The organism is Paenibacillus amylolyticus, assembly GCF_036894225.1.
Lineage (GTDB): Bacteria > Bacillota > Bacilli > Paenibacillales > Paenibacillaceae > Paenibacillus > Paenibacillus amylolyticus.
Genome location: NZ_CP145892.1, coordinates 2,718,804 through 2,740,552, shown reverse-complemented (window position 1 = coordinate 2,740,552; position 21,749 = coordinate 2,718,804). Strand labels below are relative to the sequence as shown.

The 21,749-nt window shown below is 46.2% G+C and carries 17 protein-coding genes; 1 reads left to right on the top strand and 16 read right to left on the bottom strand.

Features of this window, described 5'->3' with window-relative positions; genetic code table 11:
- Positions 1–39: 39 nt before the first annotated feature.
- The 4 genes from V6668_RS12500 to V6668_RS12485 all read right to left on the bottom strand — a co-directional run bounded on the left by V6668_RS12500 (position 40) and on the right by V6668_RS12485 (position 6,567).
- Positions 40–891, bottom strand: coding sequence for a response regulator transcription factor (locus tag V6668_RS12500; RefSeq protein ID WP_036670530.1), 852 nt, complete (start codon positions 889–891; stop codon positions 40–42).
- Between the two features lie 184 nt (positions 892–1,075).
- Entirely contained in the window at positions 1,076–2,896 is a 1,821-nt protein-coding gene (locus V6668_RS12495) for a sensor histidine kinase (protein ID WP_338708577.1), read from the bottom strand.
- A 198-nt stretch (positions 2,897–3,094) separates the two neighbouring features.
- Positions 3,095–5,428 carry an endo-1,4-beta-xylanase gene (locus V6668_RS12490; protein WP_338708576.1) on the bottom strand — a complete coding sequence of 778 codons (2,334 nt, stop codon included), beginning with the start codon at positions 5,426–5,428 and terminating at the stop codon, positions 3,095–3,097.
- A 374-nt stretch (positions 5,429–5,802) separates the two neighbouring features.
- Positions 5,803–6,567, bottom strand: coding sequence for a helix-turn-helix domain-containing protein (locus V6668_RS12485; RefSeq protein WP_036670526.1), 765 nt, complete (start codon positions 6,565–6,567; stop codon positions 5,803–5,805).
- Between the two features lie 146 nt (positions 6,568–6,713).
- Between V6668_RS12485 and V6668_RS12480 the strand changes: the two genes are divergently transcribed.
- Entirely contained in the window at positions 6,714–8,963 is a 2,250-nt protein-coding gene (locus V6668_RS12480; protein ID WP_338708575.1) for an FAD-dependent oxidoreductase, read from the top strand.
- Positions 8,964–9,023: 60 nt separating this feature from the next.
- Here V6668_RS12480 and V6668_RS12475 read toward each other — a convergent pair whose 3' ends face one another.
- The 12 genes from V6668_RS12475 to V6668_RS12420 all read right to left on the bottom strand — a co-directional run bounded on the left by V6668_RS12475 (position 9,024) and on the right by V6668_RS12420 (position 21,725).
- Positions 9,024–10,094, bottom strand: coding sequence for a glycoside hydrolase family 88/105 protein (locus V6668_RS12475; RefSeq protein ID WP_338708574.1), 1,071 nt, complete (start codon positions 10,092–10,094; stop codon positions 9,024–9,026).
- Between the two features lie 35 nt (positions 10,095–10,129).
- Positions 10,130–12,637, bottom strand: a complete 2,508-nt coding sequence (locus V6668_RS12470) for a hypothetical protein (RefSeq protein ID WP_338708573.1) — start codon at positions 12,635–12,637, stop codon at positions 10,130–10,132.
- Positions 12,638–12,690: 53 nt separating this feature from the next.
- A complete protein-coding gene (locus V6668_RS12465; protein ID WP_036609056.1) occupies positions 12,691–13,515 on the bottom strand; it encodes a carbohydrate ABC transporter permease in 825 nt (274 codons plus the stop codon).
- Positions 13,515–14,420 (bottom strand): carbohydrate ABC transporter permease, encoded by a 906-nt coding sequence (locus V6668_RS12460; protein WP_074094691.1) that lies wholly within the window; start codon positions 14,418–14,420, stop codon positions 13,515–13,517. Before V6668_RS12460 ends, V6668_RS12465 begins: the two co-directional genes overlap by 1 nt.
- 91 nt (positions 14,421–14,511) lie before the next feature.
- A complete protein-coding gene (locus V6668_RS12455; protein WP_338708572.1) occupies positions 14,512–15,783 on the bottom strand; it encodes a sugar ABC transporter substrate-binding protein in 1,272 nt (423 codons plus the stop codon).
- Positions 15,784–15,805: 22 nt separating this feature from the next.
- Positions 15,806–16,687, bottom strand: coding sequence for an AraC family transcriptional regulator (locus V6668_RS12450; RefSeq protein ID WP_036609061.1), 882 nt, complete (start codon positions 16,685–16,687; stop codon positions 15,806–15,808).
- Positions 16,688–16,924: 237 nt separating this feature from the next.
- On the bottom strand, positions 16,925–17,725 hold the full coding sequence (locus V6668_RS12445) for a phosphotransferase (protein WP_338708571.1): 801 nt from the start codon (positions 17,723–17,725) through the stop codon (positions 16,925–16,927).
- 11 nt (positions 17,726–17,736) lie between these two features.
- Entirely contained in the window at positions 17,737–18,012 is a 276-nt protein-coding gene (locus V6668_RS12440; RefSeq protein WP_036609065.1) for a hypothetical protein, read from the bottom strand.
- Positions 18,013–18,114: 102 nt separating this feature from the next.
- Positions 18,115–18,654: a GNAT family N-acetyltransferase gene (locus V6668_RS12435; protein WP_076327776.1), complete on the bottom strand. Its 540-nt coding sequence runs from the start codon at positions 18,652–18,654 to the stop codon at positions 18,115–18,117.
- A gap of 204 nt (positions 18,655–18,858) precedes the next feature.
- Positions 18,859–20,046 carry a glycoside hydrolase family 5 protein gene (locus V6668_RS12430; protein ID WP_338708570.1) on the bottom strand — a complete coding sequence of 396 codons (1,188 nt, stop codon included), beginning with the start codon at positions 20,044–20,046 and terminating at the stop codon, positions 18,859–18,861.
- Between the two features lie 207 nt (positions 20,047–20,253).
- Positions 20,254–20,670 (bottom strand): hypothetical protein, encoded by a 417-nt coding sequence (locus tag V6668_RS12425; protein ID WP_253507730.1) that lies wholly within the window; start codon positions 20,668–20,670, stop codon positions 20,254–20,256.
- A 26-nt stretch (positions 20,671–20,696) separates the two neighbouring features.
- Positions 20,697–21,725, bottom strand: coding sequence for an alpha/beta hydrolase (locus V6668_RS12420; protein ID WP_338708569.1), 1,029 nt, complete (start codon positions 21,723–21,725; stop codon positions 20,697–20,699).
- Positions 21,726–21,749: the final 24 nt, after the last annotated feature.

Sequence of the window (21,749 nt, the reverse complement as noted above, 5' to 3'; positions counted from 1 at the left end):
AGCACTCGGTACACATATTCCTTCTACTCATCCTGTGAGTCACGAACGATGGCGATACTGGCTGGGCGTGCAACCGGTCCAACGCTTGAATATTTTAATGAAATAATTATCACTTCCGAACCCTACCCGGTAACCAATCTCCTGTACAGGAAGGTCCGTCTCGCGCAAGTATTCAGCCGCTTTCTCCATCCGTACCCCATGCAAGTAATGAATCAGGGTATGGCCGGTTTTCTTTTTGAACAGAGCACTCACATAATTCTCGCCCATCATCACATATCGTGACATGGATTTGACGGTAATGTCCTGGTCGTAATGCTGCCCGATATATTGAATTATTTTGCTAATCTCCGGATGTTTCACAATCGGCTCACGAACAGGTGTAAATGGAAGATCCGTATCAGACGGGGGCGCAGAAGAGACCGTAAGAGAATCAGGCGAAACAGGCGTTGATGTGAGAACCGGTGTGGAAGGTGGCACTTGATGATGATCTGTCTCTGTCCGGGCTTCAGTCGAAGCTCCCAGTTCTGCACTTACTTTACGGAGTGTATCACGCAGTGAATTCACACTCATGGACAGTTTCAAAATATAATTGGAAGCCCCGTATTCCATTGCACGGCGTACATATTCGAACTCCCCCATACAGGTGAGCATGACAAATTTGGTTTTTAACCCGGCCTGACGGGTCTGTTTGAGTAATTCCAGACCATCCATACCTGGCATGACAATATCGGTCAGTACCAGATCCGGTGTATCCTGTATAATCATCGCCAGCGCTTCGGTCCCGTTACCGGATTCCCCGATGACCGTGAAGCCCAGCTCTTCCCAGGAAATAATCTCTCTCACCGACTCTCGTACGAATACCTCATCCTCTACAAGTAATACTTTCCACATGCCAGATTCCCCTCTCCAGTCGTGTAGGACGTGTCTCAAAACTCGCGAAGTGCATCTTTTACCGCCTTTTCGCCCCATGCTGCGTCACTTCCCCTTGACGTGCCCCGGCACGCCTGCGGAAAACTTCCTTGCTTGGAACGAAAATTCAGCAAAATCTGCTTCCTTCGGAGTTTTCAGACACGCCCTAGTCTGACCGCTTCTGTAAGTAAGGCGTCGACAATAAAAAAGGAATGCTGAACCTCACTAATGTCCCCGGCTTGGTATCAATCACTTCAAGTTCACTTTGGCCTTTGAACAATAATCGCAATCGTTCCTTAAGGTTAGACAGGCCGATCCCCGGACGTGTGCGGGTCATCTGCTGACGTCGGGATTCCTCCATGCCAATTCCGTTGTCGGCCACCTCCAGCATCAGTTTTCCTGTGTCTTGCCTGTAAATGCTGATACGGATCTGACCAAGCTGTTCCAGTGGCCCGACACCGTGATGAATGGCATTCTCCACCAGTGGCTGCAAGCTCAGCTTGGGCACGAGCGCATACTCCAGTTTATCGTCAAATTCACAAGTCACCTCGAAGCTATCGCGGTAACGAATCCGCTGGATATGAAGGTAGGCTTGAACCAACTCAATCTCGTCCTTCAGGTATACCAATTCGACCTGTGAATTCAGGCTGACCTCCAGTAATTTGCCCAAGGAAACACACATCTCGGAGATCTCTTCATTCCCGCTGCGGATCGCACTCCATTTCATTGTATTCAATGTATTCAGGAGAAAGTGCGGATTCATCTGGGCCAGGAGCATATGAAAATGTACCGCTTCCTTCTGGCGTTCCTCCGCCTTGAGTCTGTTGATCATCTGATTGGCATCATCCAGCATCGTATTGAACGTACGGGTCAGTTCCAGCACTTCTCCGCGGCTGCGGCCTTCAGGGATACGGACCTTGAGGTTTTTGCGTACTACCTCCTTCATCTGGTTCTGCAGATGTGATAAAGGCCGAGTGAACGTCGCCGAGATCATAAAGGCCATGAGCACAAATGCTGCTGTGAAGCCAAAAAACGTTAAAAAATAGCGCTGCTTAAGCCCCGATATCTCCGTGAACAACACAGCTAGTGGAATACGATTTACCATGTACCAGTCCAGTGACTCGATGTATACGTAGTTAATCAGCGTATCTGAATCATTATCCGTCAGATAGGCCTCTGCCGGATGAAGTGCAATTTCCCGGGTCACGTCTGGGGAAAGTACCGCTTTTTCGGACGAGCGGGCAATCGTTTCCCCATTGCCAGTAATCAGGAAATACTCCTGATTGCTCTGCGAATCCTTCAGCATAGACTGAAACCAGTACGAATAATCGATGCTGATCCGTGCCATTCCGTACCTTTTGCCGCCACTGTCCTTCATATACGCATAGAGGGACAAGAGATACGGGCTGGAGGATAACTCCCGCAGGACATGGTTGGTATCCCGGGCATCCCAGCGGTAGAGCAACTCTTCTGCTGGAAACGAGTTTGAATCAGTGTTGCCCTCGATGAAGGTCATTTCTCCAAGATGCTTGCGAAATTGTTCCCGATAAGGGCCATAGGCCAGAGCTTTTTTGGGCAAATATGAAGTGTAAACGTTATCATGAAAATCTAACAGCGTGAAGTACACGGAAGGATTATATAGAAAAAAGCTGTTGTTGATCATCTTGAACTTCTCTTCCACCAACGACTTATTCTCAAGCGGAGAACGATTGTCTGGAGAAGTCAGGGCGTTTCTTACGGCTGAATCCTGTTCCAGAAAAATCAGGGTTTTAAATGCAATACTCATCTGGTCCTCCAGAGAACCATACATCTGCACCAGTTGCTCGTGGCTCTGTTCGCTGATTTTTTGCTCAACCAGAGATTCGATCTGTCCATAGTTGTAGACATTAAGTACGCTGAATGGCAGCAGAATCAACACCACAAACGCACCAAACAGCCGATACCTGAGCTTATGCGGCAAAAAGGTCTTCCAGTCGGGCTTTGTCATCCCCTCAGCGCTCCTCCTGCAATTATTGAGATCATTATACCATCAGTTCCCCCGCTTCGGCCGGGGCCGGGCTCATTCGCATGGATATGTGATACCAGTTGCCAGGGAAGGGATAGAGATACACAGATTTGTTCTATTGCATTAAAAAAACCGGAGATCTGGGATCTCCGGCTAGGCTAGATATAACGACTTAGCAAATTAGGATATAGGCTCCACTCCCCAGACAAGCTCGCCGTTCCGGTAAAGAGTTACCTTGGTCCAATCGGCAAAAGAGGTCTGCAGCGGGTTAAAGGAATAATCATCCCCTTCGCTGTAATTGGACCAGTCTGCTTTGTGCAACCGGGTATGTATCTCCCCAGAGGTTCCTCCGACCGGGATCACGCCTGCTCCGGTACCGAACTTCAGTTCCAGATAATGGTCCGCTCCAGGAACAGGTGCAGGCAGTTTCACTATGCTGCCGCTGATCTGACTGCCTCCAAGCTGTGCATAATCACAGAAAAAGGATTGTGGTTTCTCCCCATCCACTGTATACCAGTAACGAATTGTCAGTTCATTCAGGCTAACTGCGGAGGTACCGTTGTTGTGAATGACAAACTGCGGCTTCATTTGGTTATCGAGCAGATTTGTATCCCCTGCACGATAGGCTAGAGTCAGATGGCCAGCAGGCTCTGGCGGCCCTCCACCCTGAACCTTTGCGGAAGCTTGAACGGAGTTCACACTCTTCCCAACGCTGTTAACCGCATTCACCACATAGTAGTAGGTGGTTCCGGCAGATACCGCCATATCTTTATAACTTGTTCCCGATACAGCAGCCACAGATGTATACGGTCCGGCTGCTGTCAGCGACCTGTTTACCGTATAGGAGGTCGCACTTGCAGATGCACTCCAGCTTAGATTGATGCTGTTGTCACTAACCGCAGTGGCGGTCAGATTCTGCGGAGCGGCTGGTACTGCCTCGACCTGGACCGTCTCTAATACGGACCAATAGGCTGGCTTGGACTGGAGTCGCTCGTCGAAAAGCAGCGGCCAGTTGTTGCGGGCGACCGGGAAGGTTCGTAGCCAGGTATTGGCATCATCCTTGCCCCACAAGGTAACATTTTTGACTGTGTCCGTATGCCTCAGGAAGATCTGGAACAGGGACTTGTACAGCGCTGCCTGCTGTGTCTTCAGTTCTTCCGGGAAGATATCATAAGATTGCGAATCATTGGAATATACACTTACATCAAGCTCAGTAATATGTGTTTCGAGGCCCAGCGCCTTAAATTTGACAATGGAACTCTCAATTTCCGAAAGGGTTGGATAAAAGAGGCTGATGTGTGTTTGATGGCCGACTCCGTCAATAGGCACACCCTTGGCTTGAAGGCGAGTGATCAGATTGTAGAGGGCCTGACTTTTGGCCGGCTCATGGGTATTGTAGTCATTAATAAACAACTTGGCATCCGGGTCGGCTGCATGGGCGAATTCAAATGCTTTCTCAATATATTCTTCCCCGGCAATCTGGTACCACAGACTGCGCCGCAGGCCATCCGGCTCGGAGGCATCAATGACTTCATTCACAACGTCCCAAGCGTAGATCTGGCCTTGATAACGCTCCATTACCGTCTCAATATGCTGCTGCATCCGTTCATACAGCACCGTTTTGCTCGCCAGATTGCCGTTGGCATCGTGAAATACCCAATCCGGAGTTTGTGTATGCCAAACGAGGGTATGCCCGCGTATTTCTTGTCCGTTCGCTGCTGCAAAAGCAACTGCGGCATCCGACCCGCTGAAATTATACATACCCTCTTGCGGCTCGGTACTGTCCCATTTCAGAACATTGCCTGGTGTCAGACTATCAAAATGCTTCGTAAGCAGCTGCTTGTCCGGTTCGGTCAGCAGTTCATTGTTCGTGAAGGCCGTCCCAATTCGAAACTTGCCCGCAAAAGCATCCTGTAGGGAAGGAATGTCTTCTTCGATCACAATGGGTCCGAGATCTGGCAGTTTCTCCAAACGGAAATCATCCACATAAAAAGAAGCTGTGGCACGGTCTGGCACTTCAAAATAAACCGATAACTGATTCGCTGGTTCCAGCATTTTAAACTGTGCAGTAAGCTTGGTCCATCCGCCTGCGGATGCGGTACCGAATGTTAAATTTTCATAATGTGTTGTATCTGGCAGGGTACGCTGTAAAGACATATTGAGGTTTGTGCTGGACGCTCCCGCCGGAAGCTTCACCCAGCCAGTGAACACATACGTCTGTCCCACCTCCAAAAGTTCTGTCACATCCAGCGCTGGCCCATGCCATGTCATAGCACGCCCGCTCACTTCCAGTCCATAATCTCCGGTACGCGCTGCAACGGCGCTTGCATGAAGCGTTTCTACTTCACCGCGTCCGCTCCAGCTCTGGACCGTGCCATCTTCAAAATCATGACTCAGAATCAAGGTATTTTCCCCTTCTGCCGCATGGACAGATGGAGCCGCCCAATACAAAGGAACTAACAAAGTTATCATCAAAACAAATTTAAGCGCTTTCAAAAATATCATTTTTCTCATCGCTTCCATTCTCCTTTATCGAATATTAGGATAAATTCCTTATTCCAAAGGCTAAGGCCATATCCACCTCCTTGGTTTTAGTTATAAAATCAGAGTCCTCATTCAAACGGATACGGGGGGCATACGTTCGGATAAGGACTCCATATGGTAAATTATAGTATAAATTGTCTATGATCTACAACTGAAATGTACTTCCCCCTCTAATTTCGGTTAGAAATGCAGTATCCGTTGCTTCTGCACTCATTCACACCAGCTCCTCCATAATCTGACAACCCGTAACGAAGGTGTATACCTGGTGCTCCGCTGGCTTCAAAAGTTGTCTTTAAAGTTGTCTTTAAAGTTGTCTTCAAAGCTTTCTGCTCACTTCTTTCAGCTTAGACCCTGTGTCTCCTGCGATACTCAGATGGACTTATGCCCAACGTTTTGGAGAACACTCTACTCAGATAAAAACCGTTCTCATATCCGCATCGCTCGGCAATTTGGTTAAGTGTCAGGCTGCTGTCAGCCAAGAGGTTCTGCGCTTTTTTCAGACGGACCCGTTTGAGATAGCCTGATGGCGTCTCCTGAAAAGCTTCCCGGAAACGCCTTGTCAACTGCACCGGACTCAATGCCAGTCGCTGTGCCAATTCCTGAAGGCTGATCTCCTCTTCCGCCCGCTCCTCCAGCAGCGCTGCCGCTTCAGCCATTCGTGCGTCTTCGGTAAATCTCCGCTCCTTTAAGCGATTCTGTCTGCGTTCCACCTGATACAACTGCCACAAATCCATCATAAAATGTGTCTTCCAACGGGCAACTTCCCCCTTATTCTCCTCACTGTCCTGACGTAAATAAGCGTACGTCGAGGCTAACCGCTTCGTGTCATTAATCAGCGATTTTCCGGCTGGTGGCAGAAACTCCTCCTCCTCCAGGCTACTGCTAAACTGTAAATAGTGAAATGTCAGCGGGGTAATGACTGTCCGCCGAAAAGGAACCGCCGGGGGGCACAGCACCAGATCGCCAAAACTCGCTTCTCCGATCTGACCCCCAATCTCATAATGGAATATTCCCTCTTCGACGGCAAAAGCCACCCAAGTCGTATAGATATCTTCCGTAAGAGCAAATTCCCCTTTTTGCTTCCAGTAGATGTGGTTAAGCAGCTCCATGACTTGACCACCCTTTCTGTGAAATAAAGTATATGTTTGATGATAGTATAGTGCATTTAAAAAGTGAATATATAAATCTAAGATGAAATTATAGATATGTAGTTGGAGTCAAGGTGGATCTAACTTCAGTTAAGGAGGTCACAGATATGAAACAAGAACATGTACAATACGACATCACCGTCATCGGCGGAGGACTTGCTGGTGTATGCGCCGCGATAGCCGCTGCCCGCATGGGGCAGCAGGTGGCGCTGGTGCAGAACCGCCCCGTGCTTGGCGGCAATTCCAGCAGCGAGGTTCGGGTCTGGGTGTGCGGTGCCACCGCCCACGGAATTAACCGCTATGCCCGCGAGACGGGCATCATGGGAGAACTATTTGTAGAGAATCAGTATCGTAATCCAGAGGGCAACCCTTATCTCTGGGACTTGATCATTCTGGAAGCCGTTCGAGCTGAATCCAACATCAGCCTGTACCTGAACACGGATGTACATGAAGTCGAGGCTACTGGCGATGGGGATGAACGAAAGATCACCTCTGTCACTGGCTGGATGATGGGTTCTGAGCGCAAAATCCGATTCGAAAGTCAGATCTATCTGGACTGTACGGGTGATGGATTGGTAGGCTTTCTGGCTGGAGCCAAGTTTGCACTCGGCCGGGAAGCCCGCAGCGAGTATGGCGAAGAGTGGGCACCAGAGGTGGCTGATCAGATCACGCTGGGCAGTACACTCCTCTTTTATACCAAGGATGCTGGTGCGCCTGTCCGTTATATCCCGCCTTCTTTTGCCAAGGATATTACACAGACCAGCATTCCGATTCGCCGGGTCATTCGCAGCGGGGATTCCGGTTGTCATTATTGGTGGATTGAATGGGGCGGTGAACATGACACCGTTCATGACAATGAGCTGATCCGTGATGAACTGTGGTCCGTGATCTACGGGATCTGGGACTATATCAAGAACTCCGGCAAGTTTGATGCAGATCATATGACGCTGGAGTGGATTGGTTCGCTACCTGGCAAAAGGGAGTACCGCCGCTTCACGGGTGACTATGTGCTCACCCAGAACGATATTATCAGCCAGCGGGAGTTCCCGGATGCCGTTGCCTTTGGCGGCTGGTCCATTGACCTGCATCCCCCGCAGGGCATGTACGCCGAAGCGAGTGGCTCGAAGCATATGCATGCCGATGGCGTATATCACGTGCCGTTCCGCTCGCTGTATTCCGCAAATGTGCGGAATATGCTCATGGCCGGGCGCGACATCAGTGCATCACATGTCGCCTTCGGCACAACGCGCGTCATGGCAACATGCGCGGTCATCGGCGAAGCCGCGGGTACGGGCGCGGCGCTCTGCGCGTCCATGGGGGTGTCGCCGCGCGAGCTGCACGCGGGGCATCTAGCGGTCCTGCAGCAGACGTTGCTGCGGCAGGACGCTTCCATCATCGGGGTGCGCAGCCACGATGAGCTGGATCTGGCCCGGCGTGCCCAGGTTACAGCCTCCAGCACGCTGACGGGCATCGCCCTTGAGCAGCCTGGCGAGACGTACCCGCTGGGTACAGATGTCGCCCTGCTGCTGCCTGTGCATCCAGTGCTCAGCGGCCTGGAGCTGCTGCTGGATGCATCCAGCGATACCGCACTGACGGTAGAGCTGTGGGATACGGGGCGTAAGGAGAACTACGTCCCGCATTTGTTACAAGTTACGGCGACTGTTAACGTTACAACAGGAACTGCGCAGTGGGTGAAGCTGCCGCTCGAATGGCGACCGGAAGAACCGCAGAATGCTTTTATGATCATCCGCTCCAATAAAGCCGTCTCACTCTACCATTCGACAGAAGCACACAGCGGGGTGTTGATCTTCTTCAAAACAGAAGAAAACCACGTGTCCAAAAATCTGGAGGATCATGCCACGGATCAGCCTGTCGTATTATGGTCCATGCAGGGGTTGGCGCGTCAGCCATTCTGCTGTCGTACCCTCTCTGAGACTTCGGCATATTCAGCGGACAACACGATTAACGGTTATCATCGCCCCTTCGGTGGGCCGCAACAGTGGATGTCGCAGCCGATGCAGTCTGGGAAGCCGGAATGGGTACAACTGACATGGGAAGAGCCACAAACCTTGGCTGAATTGCACTTGACGTTTAATGATGATGTGAACGAGGATCTGGTTAATTTACATCACCATCATACAACATTCCGTGTGATGCCTGAGCTGGTGCGTGATTATCGCTTGGATGTGCTGACACCGGCTGGCGAATGGACACAAGTCGCAAGTGTGCAAGAAAATCACAAAAGAAAAGTTATTCATTCCCTGGATGTCCCTGTGTCAGCTCAGGCTCTGAGAATCATAATTGATGCCACAAATGGCAGCAGATATGCCGAATTAATCGAGATTCGAGCTTACTAAAACAAAAAGGAGGATACAGGAAACTGTATCCCCTATCCTCCACACAAAGTCCACCTTATTCTAGTCGGCGGTTGGAACCCGCAAGCCCTCAATCAGAATAAACAACGTAAGTGCTTGTCCATAACCCATCGGACTGATCGCTATATCTTTATAAAACTGAGCATCCTGCCCCACAGGTGTACCATAGGACACCTGCTGTACAACTCCGTGATCATCAATTTGTTTCAACACCGCCTCAAGCGCACTCAAGCCATTCTGGCGATAGGATTCATCCAGGTATCCATACCGGATTCCCTTGAGAATGCCGTATCCAATCGCTGCTGTTGCCGAAGTTTCTTTGTAAGAGGCTGGATCATCCAGCACTGTGTGCCACATGCCATCCTCACCCTGAAGCTTGCTCAGTGCTCTGACTTGAGCGGTTGCTGTATCCAGCAGATAGGCCTTCAGCCCGTCTTCGATCGGAATGATATTCAGGAAATCCATAACTCCCGCCGTATACCATGCATTGCCCCTCCCCCAATGAACAGCACCATAGTTATGATTTTCATTGAAATCCCAGCCATGATAGAACAATCCGGTTTTCTTGTTATATAGATATTTGATATGCACAAGGAACTGTCGTTTGGCTTCTTCCACCATGTCGGGTTTCTTGAAGTATACCCCTGCCTTGGCCAAAAATAGCACCGTCATAAACAGGGTATCAATCAGAATTTGACCATCATTGGCGTCTCCCGTGATCATATGCTGAAACGCACCATCTCCGGTTCGCAGCAGTCCATCCATGATCCAACTGCTCCACTCCTCACAGACCTGTTCGTACTCCTTGTTTCCGGTCAGCTCGCATAGTGAGATCAAAGTAAGGAGCGGAGCACAGGTGTTCACATTTTTTTCCGGTAACCCTTCCATCAGCCTTGCATTGTACCATGATTCCAGAAATTCTAGCACTTTGGGATCTTTCGTTGCCTCATGAAGCTGAAGCAAGCCATACAGACCGACACCTTGCGGCCATTCCCATAGATGTATGTCGATTAGTCCGATGGGAAACTGTTCATTGATACTTGTGTTTTTCATAGACTCCATCGCTTGGGATACCTTGCTTATTCTCTCCTGCAGCACCATTTGATTCGGCATGTTGGTTATCACTCCCTTGGTTTCTTACACACGATTCAGCGCTCCATGTCCAGTAACTTCAGTTGTCCCTTCACTCCATAACCTTCGTGTATAATTTCCTCTTCTTCAATAAGAAAAGGCTTGTTCATTCCCCATTGAATTGGACCATATACCGGGTCTGTTAGAGTGAGAGTTAAAGCTTGATTATCGAATTGCGGGCTTGCAGAACAAACTTGGTTGATAAAAGCGTCAAATGACCCGAATTGTTGCTCGCTTCCTGCTCTTATAATCCAGGCGTTACGCAAGCCAGGGGAAATAAGTTCACGCTCTCTTGTCACCCCGCTACTCTCCATACTCGTCCCGTTAGCCGCATATATAGCTGCATAACCCTTATCCAAACGGGCAAAATGCCAGTTCTCATGCCTTACCCATTCCGTGAAGGAGTGAGTAGGAAAATAAGCATGTGTCCAGTCAGAGTTGTTATCCGCAGGAATATCAAACATCATCAAAGCGATCCCTTCATGTTGAACAACATCGGGCAATATTCCATTCCCAGCCCAGAAGCAAGGTCGACCATCCCCATGCTTGTATATTTCTGCCGGATGATTCACCCAGATCAGCGCCTCAGGTGACAGAGATAAATGCTGGACATGCTCCTGATAACCTGGCTTGCCTGGACGAAAGCGAATGATTGAGGATAAGGAGTATTCCTTGGTCCGACAGTGATAGAGCTTGGCGTAACCTCCCTTGCCCTGCTGATTGGCGAACACCAACTGCTGATTGTCCCCAAGCAACAGATGCTCCTGATATGCTGCTGGAGGACTGTAATCCGATAAACTCAAGGCAACATTGCTTATTGAATAATTGTTTACATTGCCAACGCCGTAAGCGATCCAGCACATTGAAGTGGTTCCCGCTGCATAACCACCCAGCAGTTCCTTCTCATAGCTGCGCCCAAACGTTGTGGACAAGACTCCTTGATGCATCTGAACGGTAATATAATAGAATAACAGGTCCATTGCCTTTTGGGCTTGCTGTCTGAGCTGTTCATTATGGGCAAATTCATAGATATGCAATAGCCCAACCGCATCAATCGGAATGTATGCACTTGAATTCCATTCTGCCAATCCTTCATCCAAAAAGCGCTCAAACCATAATGCAAGCCTCTGCTCTGCTTTTTGACGGTGTACTTCACCGGATTCACCACTGTTGCTGAACATTTCATCCCCAAACAGCTGTCCGGCTAACAGTTCATTGGTATGGAACAACAAGGCATGGTTCTCACTGAAGAACCACATCACATCATCGCCAGGTTCATCAATCCAATATCGATAGCCAAGAACACTTGCTTTTACCCGATCCCAGAACGGTTCACTGAACAGACCGCTATTTCGCTCATCTCTCCATAGACGGAACAGTCCCACCAGATAGAAGTCACTGCAATCCTTCCGTTGCTCGATCCCTTCCACACCCTCAAGCAATATGTTCTCCGCTTCTTGCAGATTGCCTCCTGTTTTGAGCATGGCGATGGCCTTATGAATATTGGGACTGCCCTTCTCAGCAATGCATTGCAGAGCCAGGGATTTGCGGGCTTCAATATCCGCAGCTTGCTGAGCAGCCTCATCATAGCTCGTATCATAGGATTGGCAGCCAAACTTCTTGGTTAGTACAATATTTGAAACTGAAATGGCCAGCGTGAAATATACGTAATGATGACCGAGTTGATTCGTATGTGCCAGGACCAGGTCCGTTTCCTGCTCAGCTATGTGTATCGTCTTATTTTCGGTGCCATCAAAAAAATTGCCATACTGAATATCAATCTCTCTAACGATGTCCGGCAAGGGAAGCGGCAGCTTGAGCTTAATCTGCTCACCTCTGAAGAGATCCGAAGGAAAATAAGCCTGTTCGAGAGCTTCCTCTGCGGATTTTACAGACTCCGCCAAATGAGAAGCAATAGGCAGGGAAATCACCAATTCCTCGTCTCCCAAATATTCCACCGCAAAAGCATACATGGTATCCCGCTCAGCCAGATCCTCCCAGCAGGCATAGATCTCATTAATTCCAGCTAAAAGTTCAGCTTTAATTACGATTTCCTGCTCCTTGTTACGCATGAGTGGCGCAAAATCCGTTACCATTTCCCCATTCACCCACAACGTCAGACTGCCATAGGTCTTAATCCGCAAAGAAGCGGTATGAGCAGTCGGAGAAATGAGTCTTGTAGCCGCGTAACTGCGCAGATGTGTCGGTACAAACCAAAATCCTGATTGCTCCACCCGTGGATTATTCCAAGGAGAATACAGTGCCCAAGGCATTCCGTTCTCTTCTCCAACGAAATCGTCTCCCGGGCTAGGAAACTCGCTCCATTGATCAAAAAATCGGTTCACAGGCTGCGTTCTCCTATGTTCTACAAATTCCTTTCTGCATGGATTCTCATGAATGGCAAAACCATCGATAAGCCAATCATTAATATCTCCCTCCATCGTTGTTGGAACAAAGGCAACAGGCTTTGTATATATGCCGCTGATCATCCAATGATTAATGACCTGATTGTGACCTAATTTCATAGGTTTATAATTCAAGGTATCCATCCCACTCCGGGTGGTATCTGACATTCAACTCATCCTTTCATTCCTGAAGTAATCATACCGCTGACAAAATACCGCTGGAAAACCATAAAAACAATCAGTACCGGAAGCATCGTGATGACGGACATCGCAAGCAAACTTCCCCAATCTACGTTGTATTCACCAATAAAATTAGAGAGCGCAAGCTGAATCGTATATTTCGATGGATCACTAATCGCAATTAACGGCCATACAAAATCATCCCATCTCCACATGAAGGAGAAGATTGCGAGCACCGCAAGAATCGGCTTCGCTATCGGAAGAATAATGCTCCAGTAAATTTTCCATTCGCCCGCTCCATCCATCCGGGCAGCTTCCAACAGCTCGTCCGGTACGGACAACAAATACTGCCGCATAAGGAACACACCTGTTGGGGTTGCTGCTGGCGGGATAATAATCGCGAGTAGGCTATTATACAACCCCAGTGCACTCAGCACTTTGAATATAGGGATCATAATTACCTCAATCGGAATCATGAGTGTTGAGACAAAAGCAATTAATATGATCGCGCTTCCGCGGAAGCGATATTTCGCCAATGCAAAACCTGCCATGGAGTTAATCAATAACAGTAGCAGCGTTGAGCTTACAGTTACGATCGTACTATTCATAAAATACAAGCCAAAATCGCCTTTACTGAATGCCTCCTTGAAATGCTCGAAGGTGATTGGCTGCGGCCATAACTTGGGAGGGAAGCTGTACAGATCGCTATTCGTTTTTAGAGAAGAAATCACGACCCACAGGACAGGCAGGAGCCACACCACTGCGGCAACACTTAACAGACTGTAGATGAAGATTTTAACCATAGGCTTCATTACCATTACGTAGCCCCTCCTTTCGATAGACGGAATTGCAGAGCCGAGAATCCACCAATAAGGATAAACAGTATCACCGACATGGCACTGGCCAGACCGAGCTCCTGTCTGTTAAAGCCAATCTCATAAATATATTGAACAATATAGGTGGTATCTTTGCCCGGCCCACCACCTGTAAGCGCAAACATAAGTGGGAATGCTTTGAACGCGTCAATCAGAGTCAGCATAACAACAAGCAAACTTGTGGGCTTCAACAACGGGAGCGTAATATATCGAAACACCTTTATTCCCGTTGCCCCGTCCAAGCGGGCAGCCTCATAATAATCCGTAGGTATAGCCTGCAAACCCGCGATAAAAATGACCATGAAAAAGCCTGCACGTGACCACACTGTCGCGATGATTACAGCCGTATTTGCCCAAAAGGAAGAAGTTAAAAAACCAACAGGTTCCACACCAACCACGGTTAACAGATGATTCAAGATGCCAAATGAATCTCCGAAAATCCACTTCCAGGTCAATCCTACGATAATGTAAGAAATCATGGTCGGCCAGTAAAATACGGCCCTGAAGAACCCACGCATTCTAATCTCGCGTGCAAGCAGCAAAGCAATGCCTAACGCTGCTGCATATATTAGCGGGACAACAATTGCTGCATAAATCCCCGTTCGTCCGATGGTCGACCAAAATTCCCGATCCCCTATAATTTTGATATAATTATCCAGCCCGTTGAACTTCATTGGGTTCAATCCATCATAGACATGGAAGGAATAATAGAGGCCCAATAAAGAAGGAAATACGATAAAAGTTCCAAAGATCAGGAGGTTGGGTAGTATAAACAGATAAGGAGCAATAACGAGCTTCCTGTTCTGTTTTGCCAGCGTATTTTTGTTTAATCGTTGTCCTTCACTCATCTGCTTGCCCCTTCCTTATGCGTTATTCGAAAGGGAGGCTTCACAGGAATCGGTAAGCCCCCGTATACGAATTAACCAAAGCGCTTTACGTTTATTGACTGCCAATAGCCTCGTTAATCAGCTTGGCTGTTCGATCCAATGCCTCCTGCGGAGTTGCCTTATCGGATAAAACCTCAACAATATTATTTTTCAGGTCCGTTGAAATTTTGGATATAATCGTCTGTCTGGACCAGTCATTAGCTGCAAGAGGCGAACTGTTCTTCAGTTCATCTGCGAAAATTTCAAACATCTCCTTGCCGAATTCATAATTCAATACAGCGCTGTCCTTCCGCGGACTCATAAACAATGATTCTTGGTTATATTTTGAATTCACTTCTTTGGACGTTAAGTATTCAATAAATTCTGCCGCCTCCTGCTCATATCCGCTGCCTTTGAATGCCATCAGAAACTTCCCGCCTGGCACTGAAGAACGTTGTGTTCCTTTTGGCATATAGGTGACTCCCCATTCAAAATCAGTGATATCCTTGTAATTGCTGATCATCCAGTTGCCAGCCCAGTGGGTAGCCACCGTCCCGGAACGGAACAGGTTGTTCGGATTTTCCCCTCCGAGCCATACGGATTCGGGCATGATCCCTTCTTGATGAAGCTGCTTGAACTGCTCCATGCTACGGATTCCGGCTTCACTGTTAATCGCTGCTGCAGTGCCATCCTCTGTTAAGATGCTTCCGCCATTCTGATACAAAAGAGTGGACCATCTATGCGGTGTGACATCCCATACCATGCCATAACGTGCTCCGCCTTTGTCCATAACCTCTTTTAACGCAGCTGTGTATTCATCCCACGTCCATACCTGGTCAGGAGAGGTCGGTACTTTGACGCCCGCTTTATCAAATAAGGTTTTGTTATAAATAAGCCCATTCGCTGTAACATCCATAGGCGCCGCTACCAGCTTGTCATTAATAACATAATAAGGTTTAAGTGAGTCAATAAATTGATCCTCGAATTGGTCCGCATTGTCCACGTAAGGTGTCAGATCAACCGCCTGATTAGCAAATGATCCAGTATCCGTGACCCGGCTCAGGGCAGGTGGCTTTCCACCGGATAACATTGTTTTTAATTTGGTTTGGATATCCTTGAAGCCAACTTCAATCAGGTTGATTTTAACCTTGGTATTGGTCTGCTCATAATCTTTAATGATTTCCTTGATGACTTCTCCTTCTTTTCCGTCAGAGAACCACAGGAAATCCAGGGTTGTTTGTTTTGGGTTAGCATTGGTACCTGAATTTCCGCAAGCAGTCAATACGATGAGTAACATGACCAATACCATGCTAGTGGTGAGCTTAAACGTTGTTCTTCTTGTCATATCAACATCTCCTTGGAAGGGTCTAATGAATTTTGGCTTCGTTGAGCAATTCACTTTTACGGAATAACTGTGGTGATACACCCACATATTGTTTAAAGGCCCTGCTAAAATATACAGGTGTGTTAAAACCTAGCGTCTCAGATATGGACAAAATCGGTGCATCCGTAGACAGTAACAATTTTTTGGCCTCTGCAACTCTTTTCCGTATAACATAGTTGCTTATGGTATATCCCGTCGTCTCTTTGAAAGAATGACAAATGTAGTATTTATTCAAATGGAGTGTTTTGGACAGTTCATCCAATGAAACATTCTCCGTGTAGTTCTGGTTTAAATAATGAAGAACCCGGCTTACGCTTGTTTGCTTCTGGGAAGAACATAAGATAGGATTGGCGGATTGCTCACTGGTTGTTTTCCGGTAAATCCGCAGTAGCAATTGGGTAAGACTTAATTTGACCATTGTTTTGTACCCTGTATTTCCTGCCCCCATCTCCTCCTTGATTCCCTTAAATATAGCTGTGATATACTCACGCTCCTCCGGAGGCCAATGCACCAATAACCCATTGGGATGACGGAATATGGACATCAGATTCTCCAACTGACTGACAGCAAGCATGTCCAAAAGCAATAATTCCGTGAAATTGACAAAACTTCGCTTGTACACCATTTCTCTTGAAGGATTGATTCGGTGGGGCACACCGCCTCTGAATATAAACATATCTCCAGGCAGCGGCTTATATATTCGGTCACCGATTAAAAAGGTTGCATCTCCTTGAATAAAATAATGTATCTCATACCCATTATGCGTATGAACAGGCCATTCATCCTGAAAATTATCTGCTTCTGATCGCACATAAACTTCATTTTCCTGCAAAGCAATATTCGTCGGGGTGTGTATGGTTAGCATCAGTAAGATCTCCCTTCCCAGAATATAAAAAGCAATATAGTTTAATAATTTACAATGATAGCGCTTTACAATGAATTGTATCACAGTTATTTCGATCTAATCTGAACTATATTGCTGTATTGTTGATCACAATTGTTGAAAATGATTAGAAAGGAATTTATAGGGATTTGAAAGATGAAAACAAAAAAAACCGCTGTCCAGCCCGTAGGCTATCACGCGGTCCATTAGCATTACCTTTCAAACCCATTCATCCCAATGGTTTTCAAGAAAAATGACTTCTTTCTCATAGTGGGCCAGATGCCCCTCTTCGACCATCTTCATAAAAGCGACATCTCCATCAGCCGCACGATCAGTCAGTGTTTTACACATGAAACGGATACGGGATATGACCCAATCCTTCAAATCTGCTGGAACACTCAGCCCGTACGTAGCCATGAATAAGGCAATCCGTTCTTTTCGAACAGTTCCGTGTGCCTGGCTGACGTATGGCATTACACCCTTTCCGTCCATCTCTGGTGAGAAATTTGCGAGTGGAACGGATGTATACAAGACATAGGCGATATCCCACATTCGCGGACCCGGACCCGCCATATCAAAATCAATAATGCCTTGAGGACGGCCATCCTTGTACACCACATTATACGGCGCAAAATCGTTATGACATACAACTTCATCTTCTGTTATGCCTGGATATCTGTTCGTTGAAACTGATGTTGTTGTAAATCCAACGGTCGCATCATGGTAACTCCTCAACAGTTTTGCGACTTCAATCAAAGATTCGTCTGACCACATATACTCTTCTAGATCAGGGTAGTCATTGCCTGGAACGATGCCTTCAAGGTAAGAGAGCGTTTCTCTCCCCTGTTCATCTATTCCCAGAAATAGAGGGGCATGATCATAACCAACTTTTTCGAGATGTAAAAGCAGTTCAACCACATATGGATTTGGTTTCACATGCCGGCGAACCGTCTCACCTATTCTGACGACCTGATTCACATTACCTCCCGATAACACTTCCTCCTGTTGGGCCACTTTCATCCCTCCTCAAGCTAAACTTCCTTGTTATACCCATGATTACGATTTTTCTTATAACTCCCGGGGAATCCCGCTACCAATAGTATGAATCCAACAAAAAACATGAAGTATACGAGTAAACCTGTTGGATGCTCGTTCATCTGAGCAAACTGGGGTACGTTCGTCCCTCCTGACGCATATCCTGCTTCTACTATAGCGACAGAGACTCGTATTGAAATTCTCTCCATCGTTGAAATAAACACACTGCCAAGCATGAGGACTACACCCAAAATCTTGTTAATATTATTCATTTCATGCCTCCTTAATTAACCATCCACTTTTTATGAGGTTATCTACTTAATGTCTTTCGATTCTCTAGTCTATATTCCTGCATGTTATATTATCGGTATAAGTTACGTAGCTACCACTTGGTGCAGATCCATACTATTTTCGAAAAAGGCTGACCGTTCAACATAATACAGATCATACATCTGTTCGTTCATATTAATCCGTTGATATACATCTGGATACACATCATTGGCTAACTTCACATAAGGCAGTTTTTGTACTGCTTTTCTGGATCTTATATTCTGCTTGCGTATCTTCATAAATACCGTTTCAATCCCATGTTCCAGAAACAATTCAACAAAAAAGGCTGATTTGGCTCTTTGGCTATACCCATTTCCAAAAAACGGTGATCCAATCCATGTGGCTAAAAAACCGGTTTGATGCTCAATATGATATAGATCAATGGTTCCAATAGGCTGCCCTGTTTCATTCAAAATCGTTCGGGAAATCACTGTCTTTTGCTCTTCTTCGACCATCAATTGTTTGGTCAGGAATAGATATTCTTCATACGATTGGCATTGATAACGAACGTAAGGAGAAACTGCGGGGTCCATCATTAAGCTGTACAGTGAAAGGCATTCCTGCAAATCACGTTTTTTTAACATTCTGTCTACCACCTAGTCCTTTTAGTTCGCTATATCAAGCAAATTAAGTATATAAAAGCTATTGTGGGATTTAATGAATTCTGTATGTGGCTTATGTAAAATGCATTGGTAAATGTTGTTCATCTTCATCTCCGGTAGCACAAAAAAACGGCATGTCCCTTTTACAGGAACACGCCGTTTACACGGATACAGCCAGACAGTAATTTATTGCATACCTTGCATGATGGCATTAATGATATTTTGCTGCGTCACGGTTTTGTTTGAACGGTTAAACAATGCGAATCCATGTTGACCGTTATGCCCGTTATCCCAATAAACAGGAACCATTTTGTATTTTTTAGCTTTTGCGGTAACTGCTTTGGCGTATGCAGCACGATATACATTGTTGCTGGAATCGTAGGACGTTTTATCAATAGAACCGAACTCACCAATCACTACAGGATAGCCCTGAGTTACAAATTTGTCGTACATGGACTTAAACTGCGATTCAAGATAATCCTCTTGGCCCCAAGTAGACTTTTTGGCAGGGTTCGTAGAAGTTGCACCCCACTGTGTGATATTACCGTTTTCCTCACCTGCAAAATCCCAAGGAGAGTAATAATGTGCCGAGATCATGATTCTCTTCTGCGAACTAGGAATAGCCGAGGATCTGTAATTATCTGTCGGAAGAGCAAAGCCATAATTACCAACAGTATAGTCAATATTGGTATTCCAGCCTGGAATCAGCAACCATCTGGCATTGTTGTTACCTCCAGTTTGACGAACTGTATCCACGAAGATTTGATTGTATGCGTTCAGATTGGCGTAATAGGCCGAGTTTGGATTGCCATAGTTACCATCGAATACTTCGTTCATGGATTCAAAAATAAGACGGTCATTGTAGTTGCTAAACTTGGTGGCAATCTGCTGCCACACCTTCTTATATTTTTCCTTAATGGCAGTCTGATTGCCACCATTCACGAGTAGCCATCCACCCTGTACGGAATTAAACCCATCACCATGAATATTGATGATCACATACAGACCTTCATTGTACGCATAATCCACGACTTGCTGAATTCGATTCAGCCATGCCGCATTGATCGTATAATTGGGAGCGCTTCCAATGTTACTCAAATAGGAAACGGGAATACGAATGGATTTGAAGCCTGCCGCTTTTACCTTTTTGATTAACTCTGGAGTTACCGTAGGATTGCCCCAAGCTGTCTCATTCGGTGTACCGTTCACCGATGCTTCCAGCTGATTGCCGAGATTCCATCCTGCACCCATCTCAGACACTATTTGCGAAGCGTCCGCTGCTGATGCTTTAGCGCTCCATCCCGTAAAGGCTACCGCAGCCACCAATACCAGTGCCAAGCTACTGATGCCAAATTTCTTCCATTTTTTGAACATAACCATACCTCCGCTTATTCTATTATTTTTAACAAGCAGTGCAGTTAATCTATGCATACAGATTGAATGATTCGAGAATACGTGCCTCCTCTCTCTATCGATCAAACAAATGAATTCTTCGTCCAACAACAACATAATAACACATTTATGGAAAATAAAGCGATATATTTATTGTTTTTTGTGACTATTTACTACAAAATAATCCATCTATCCGTTTAAGTGGATTGCTTGGATTTGTTCTCTATCAAAATCAATAATCATAATGTGATCGCGCAAAATATGATCTCCGCAAGATATTGTTGCGCCGTAATCGGCTATACTGTTAAATGTGATATCCACACGATAGACTTCAATCTCATTAAACCAATTCTGATGTACTTTTTCCTGAAGTTCATTCTCATAATAATCTCGAAAGACAGTCTCACAAGTTGAAAACCACTTAATGTAATCTTCTATTTTATGAACAATTGAATCTAACGGTGTATTAGTGGACACATATATTCGAAAGTCATTTAAATCCTCATCCTGTATGCAATGTTTAAATATTTGCACAGTATTTTGCAGAGTGTAACACCGGTAACTCTCATCACTCTCTTCTTCAAGCTCAATGAATTCATTTAACAATATGATCTTGCTCCTCTCAATGCATATTAAAATAGCTCATTTAACCACTTTACGAATTTTTCTTTCTCTTCAAACTGTGGGTAATGCGCCGACTCGTTGAATACAATGAAGTCTTTGATCGGTGCATCCAATACGTCAAAATAATCACGTGCTGCATTTGCAGTGGTCATATAATCATATTTACCCGTTACAAAATAGGTAGGAATCTCCAGATGATCAACAATATCAGGTAAATTTTGATAAAATGCTTCCCTCAGTAAGATGTCTTGTGAACTGAACATCCCTGAATAAAAGCGAATCATATCCAGCCCATTATATTCGGGATTTAAAAGGAATCCTGAAATATAATCTCTATTCTCGTTGATGAGTCTGGCTGCACCACCGTACTTTTGCAACAAAATTCTAGGCGTAAGTTCCTTTCCTTGCTCGATCGAGCTGCGGATTAGCTCCAGTTTTTTAACGTCCTCTGCATTACCGGCTTGTTTCGCTTGCTCGTACGTGTACTCCAAACTTTCCAGTTCGCTCTGAAGTGTATTAGCCATCTGTCCAATGCCTATATAAGCGTGAAACTGAGTGGGTGCTTTAGCCGCAGCTTTCATCCCGATGTATGTACCAAATGAATGACCGATTAATATAACCTTCTCTTGACCTAACTCCTTAGATACATAATCCCTTACCGCTAACAAATCATCTACTAATACATCTGTTGTGAGATTCGAGTAATCTTCAAAAAAGTGATAGGACTTCCCACTCCCACGTTGATCGTAATGCACCACCGTGAAGTGTTGCTCAAGCTCTTTCTGATACTTCCTTACGTATGGAATCTCCGAGCATCCCGGCCCGCCATGCACAAAAATCAGGATAGGGTTAGTCCGATCAACACCCCTGATCATGACTTCATGTCCTGTACCGTTAATTTCGACCTGCTCTAACATGCTGATACTGTTTTCACCTTTAATTTTGGGTGTCCATGTGGGAAATATCAGAGCTACTATAACCATTAAAATAATACTAAGTATGCTGTATTTGAGTGTTTTGCGTATTTTTTTGCGCATGTAATGCTCCTTAAGTAACAAGTT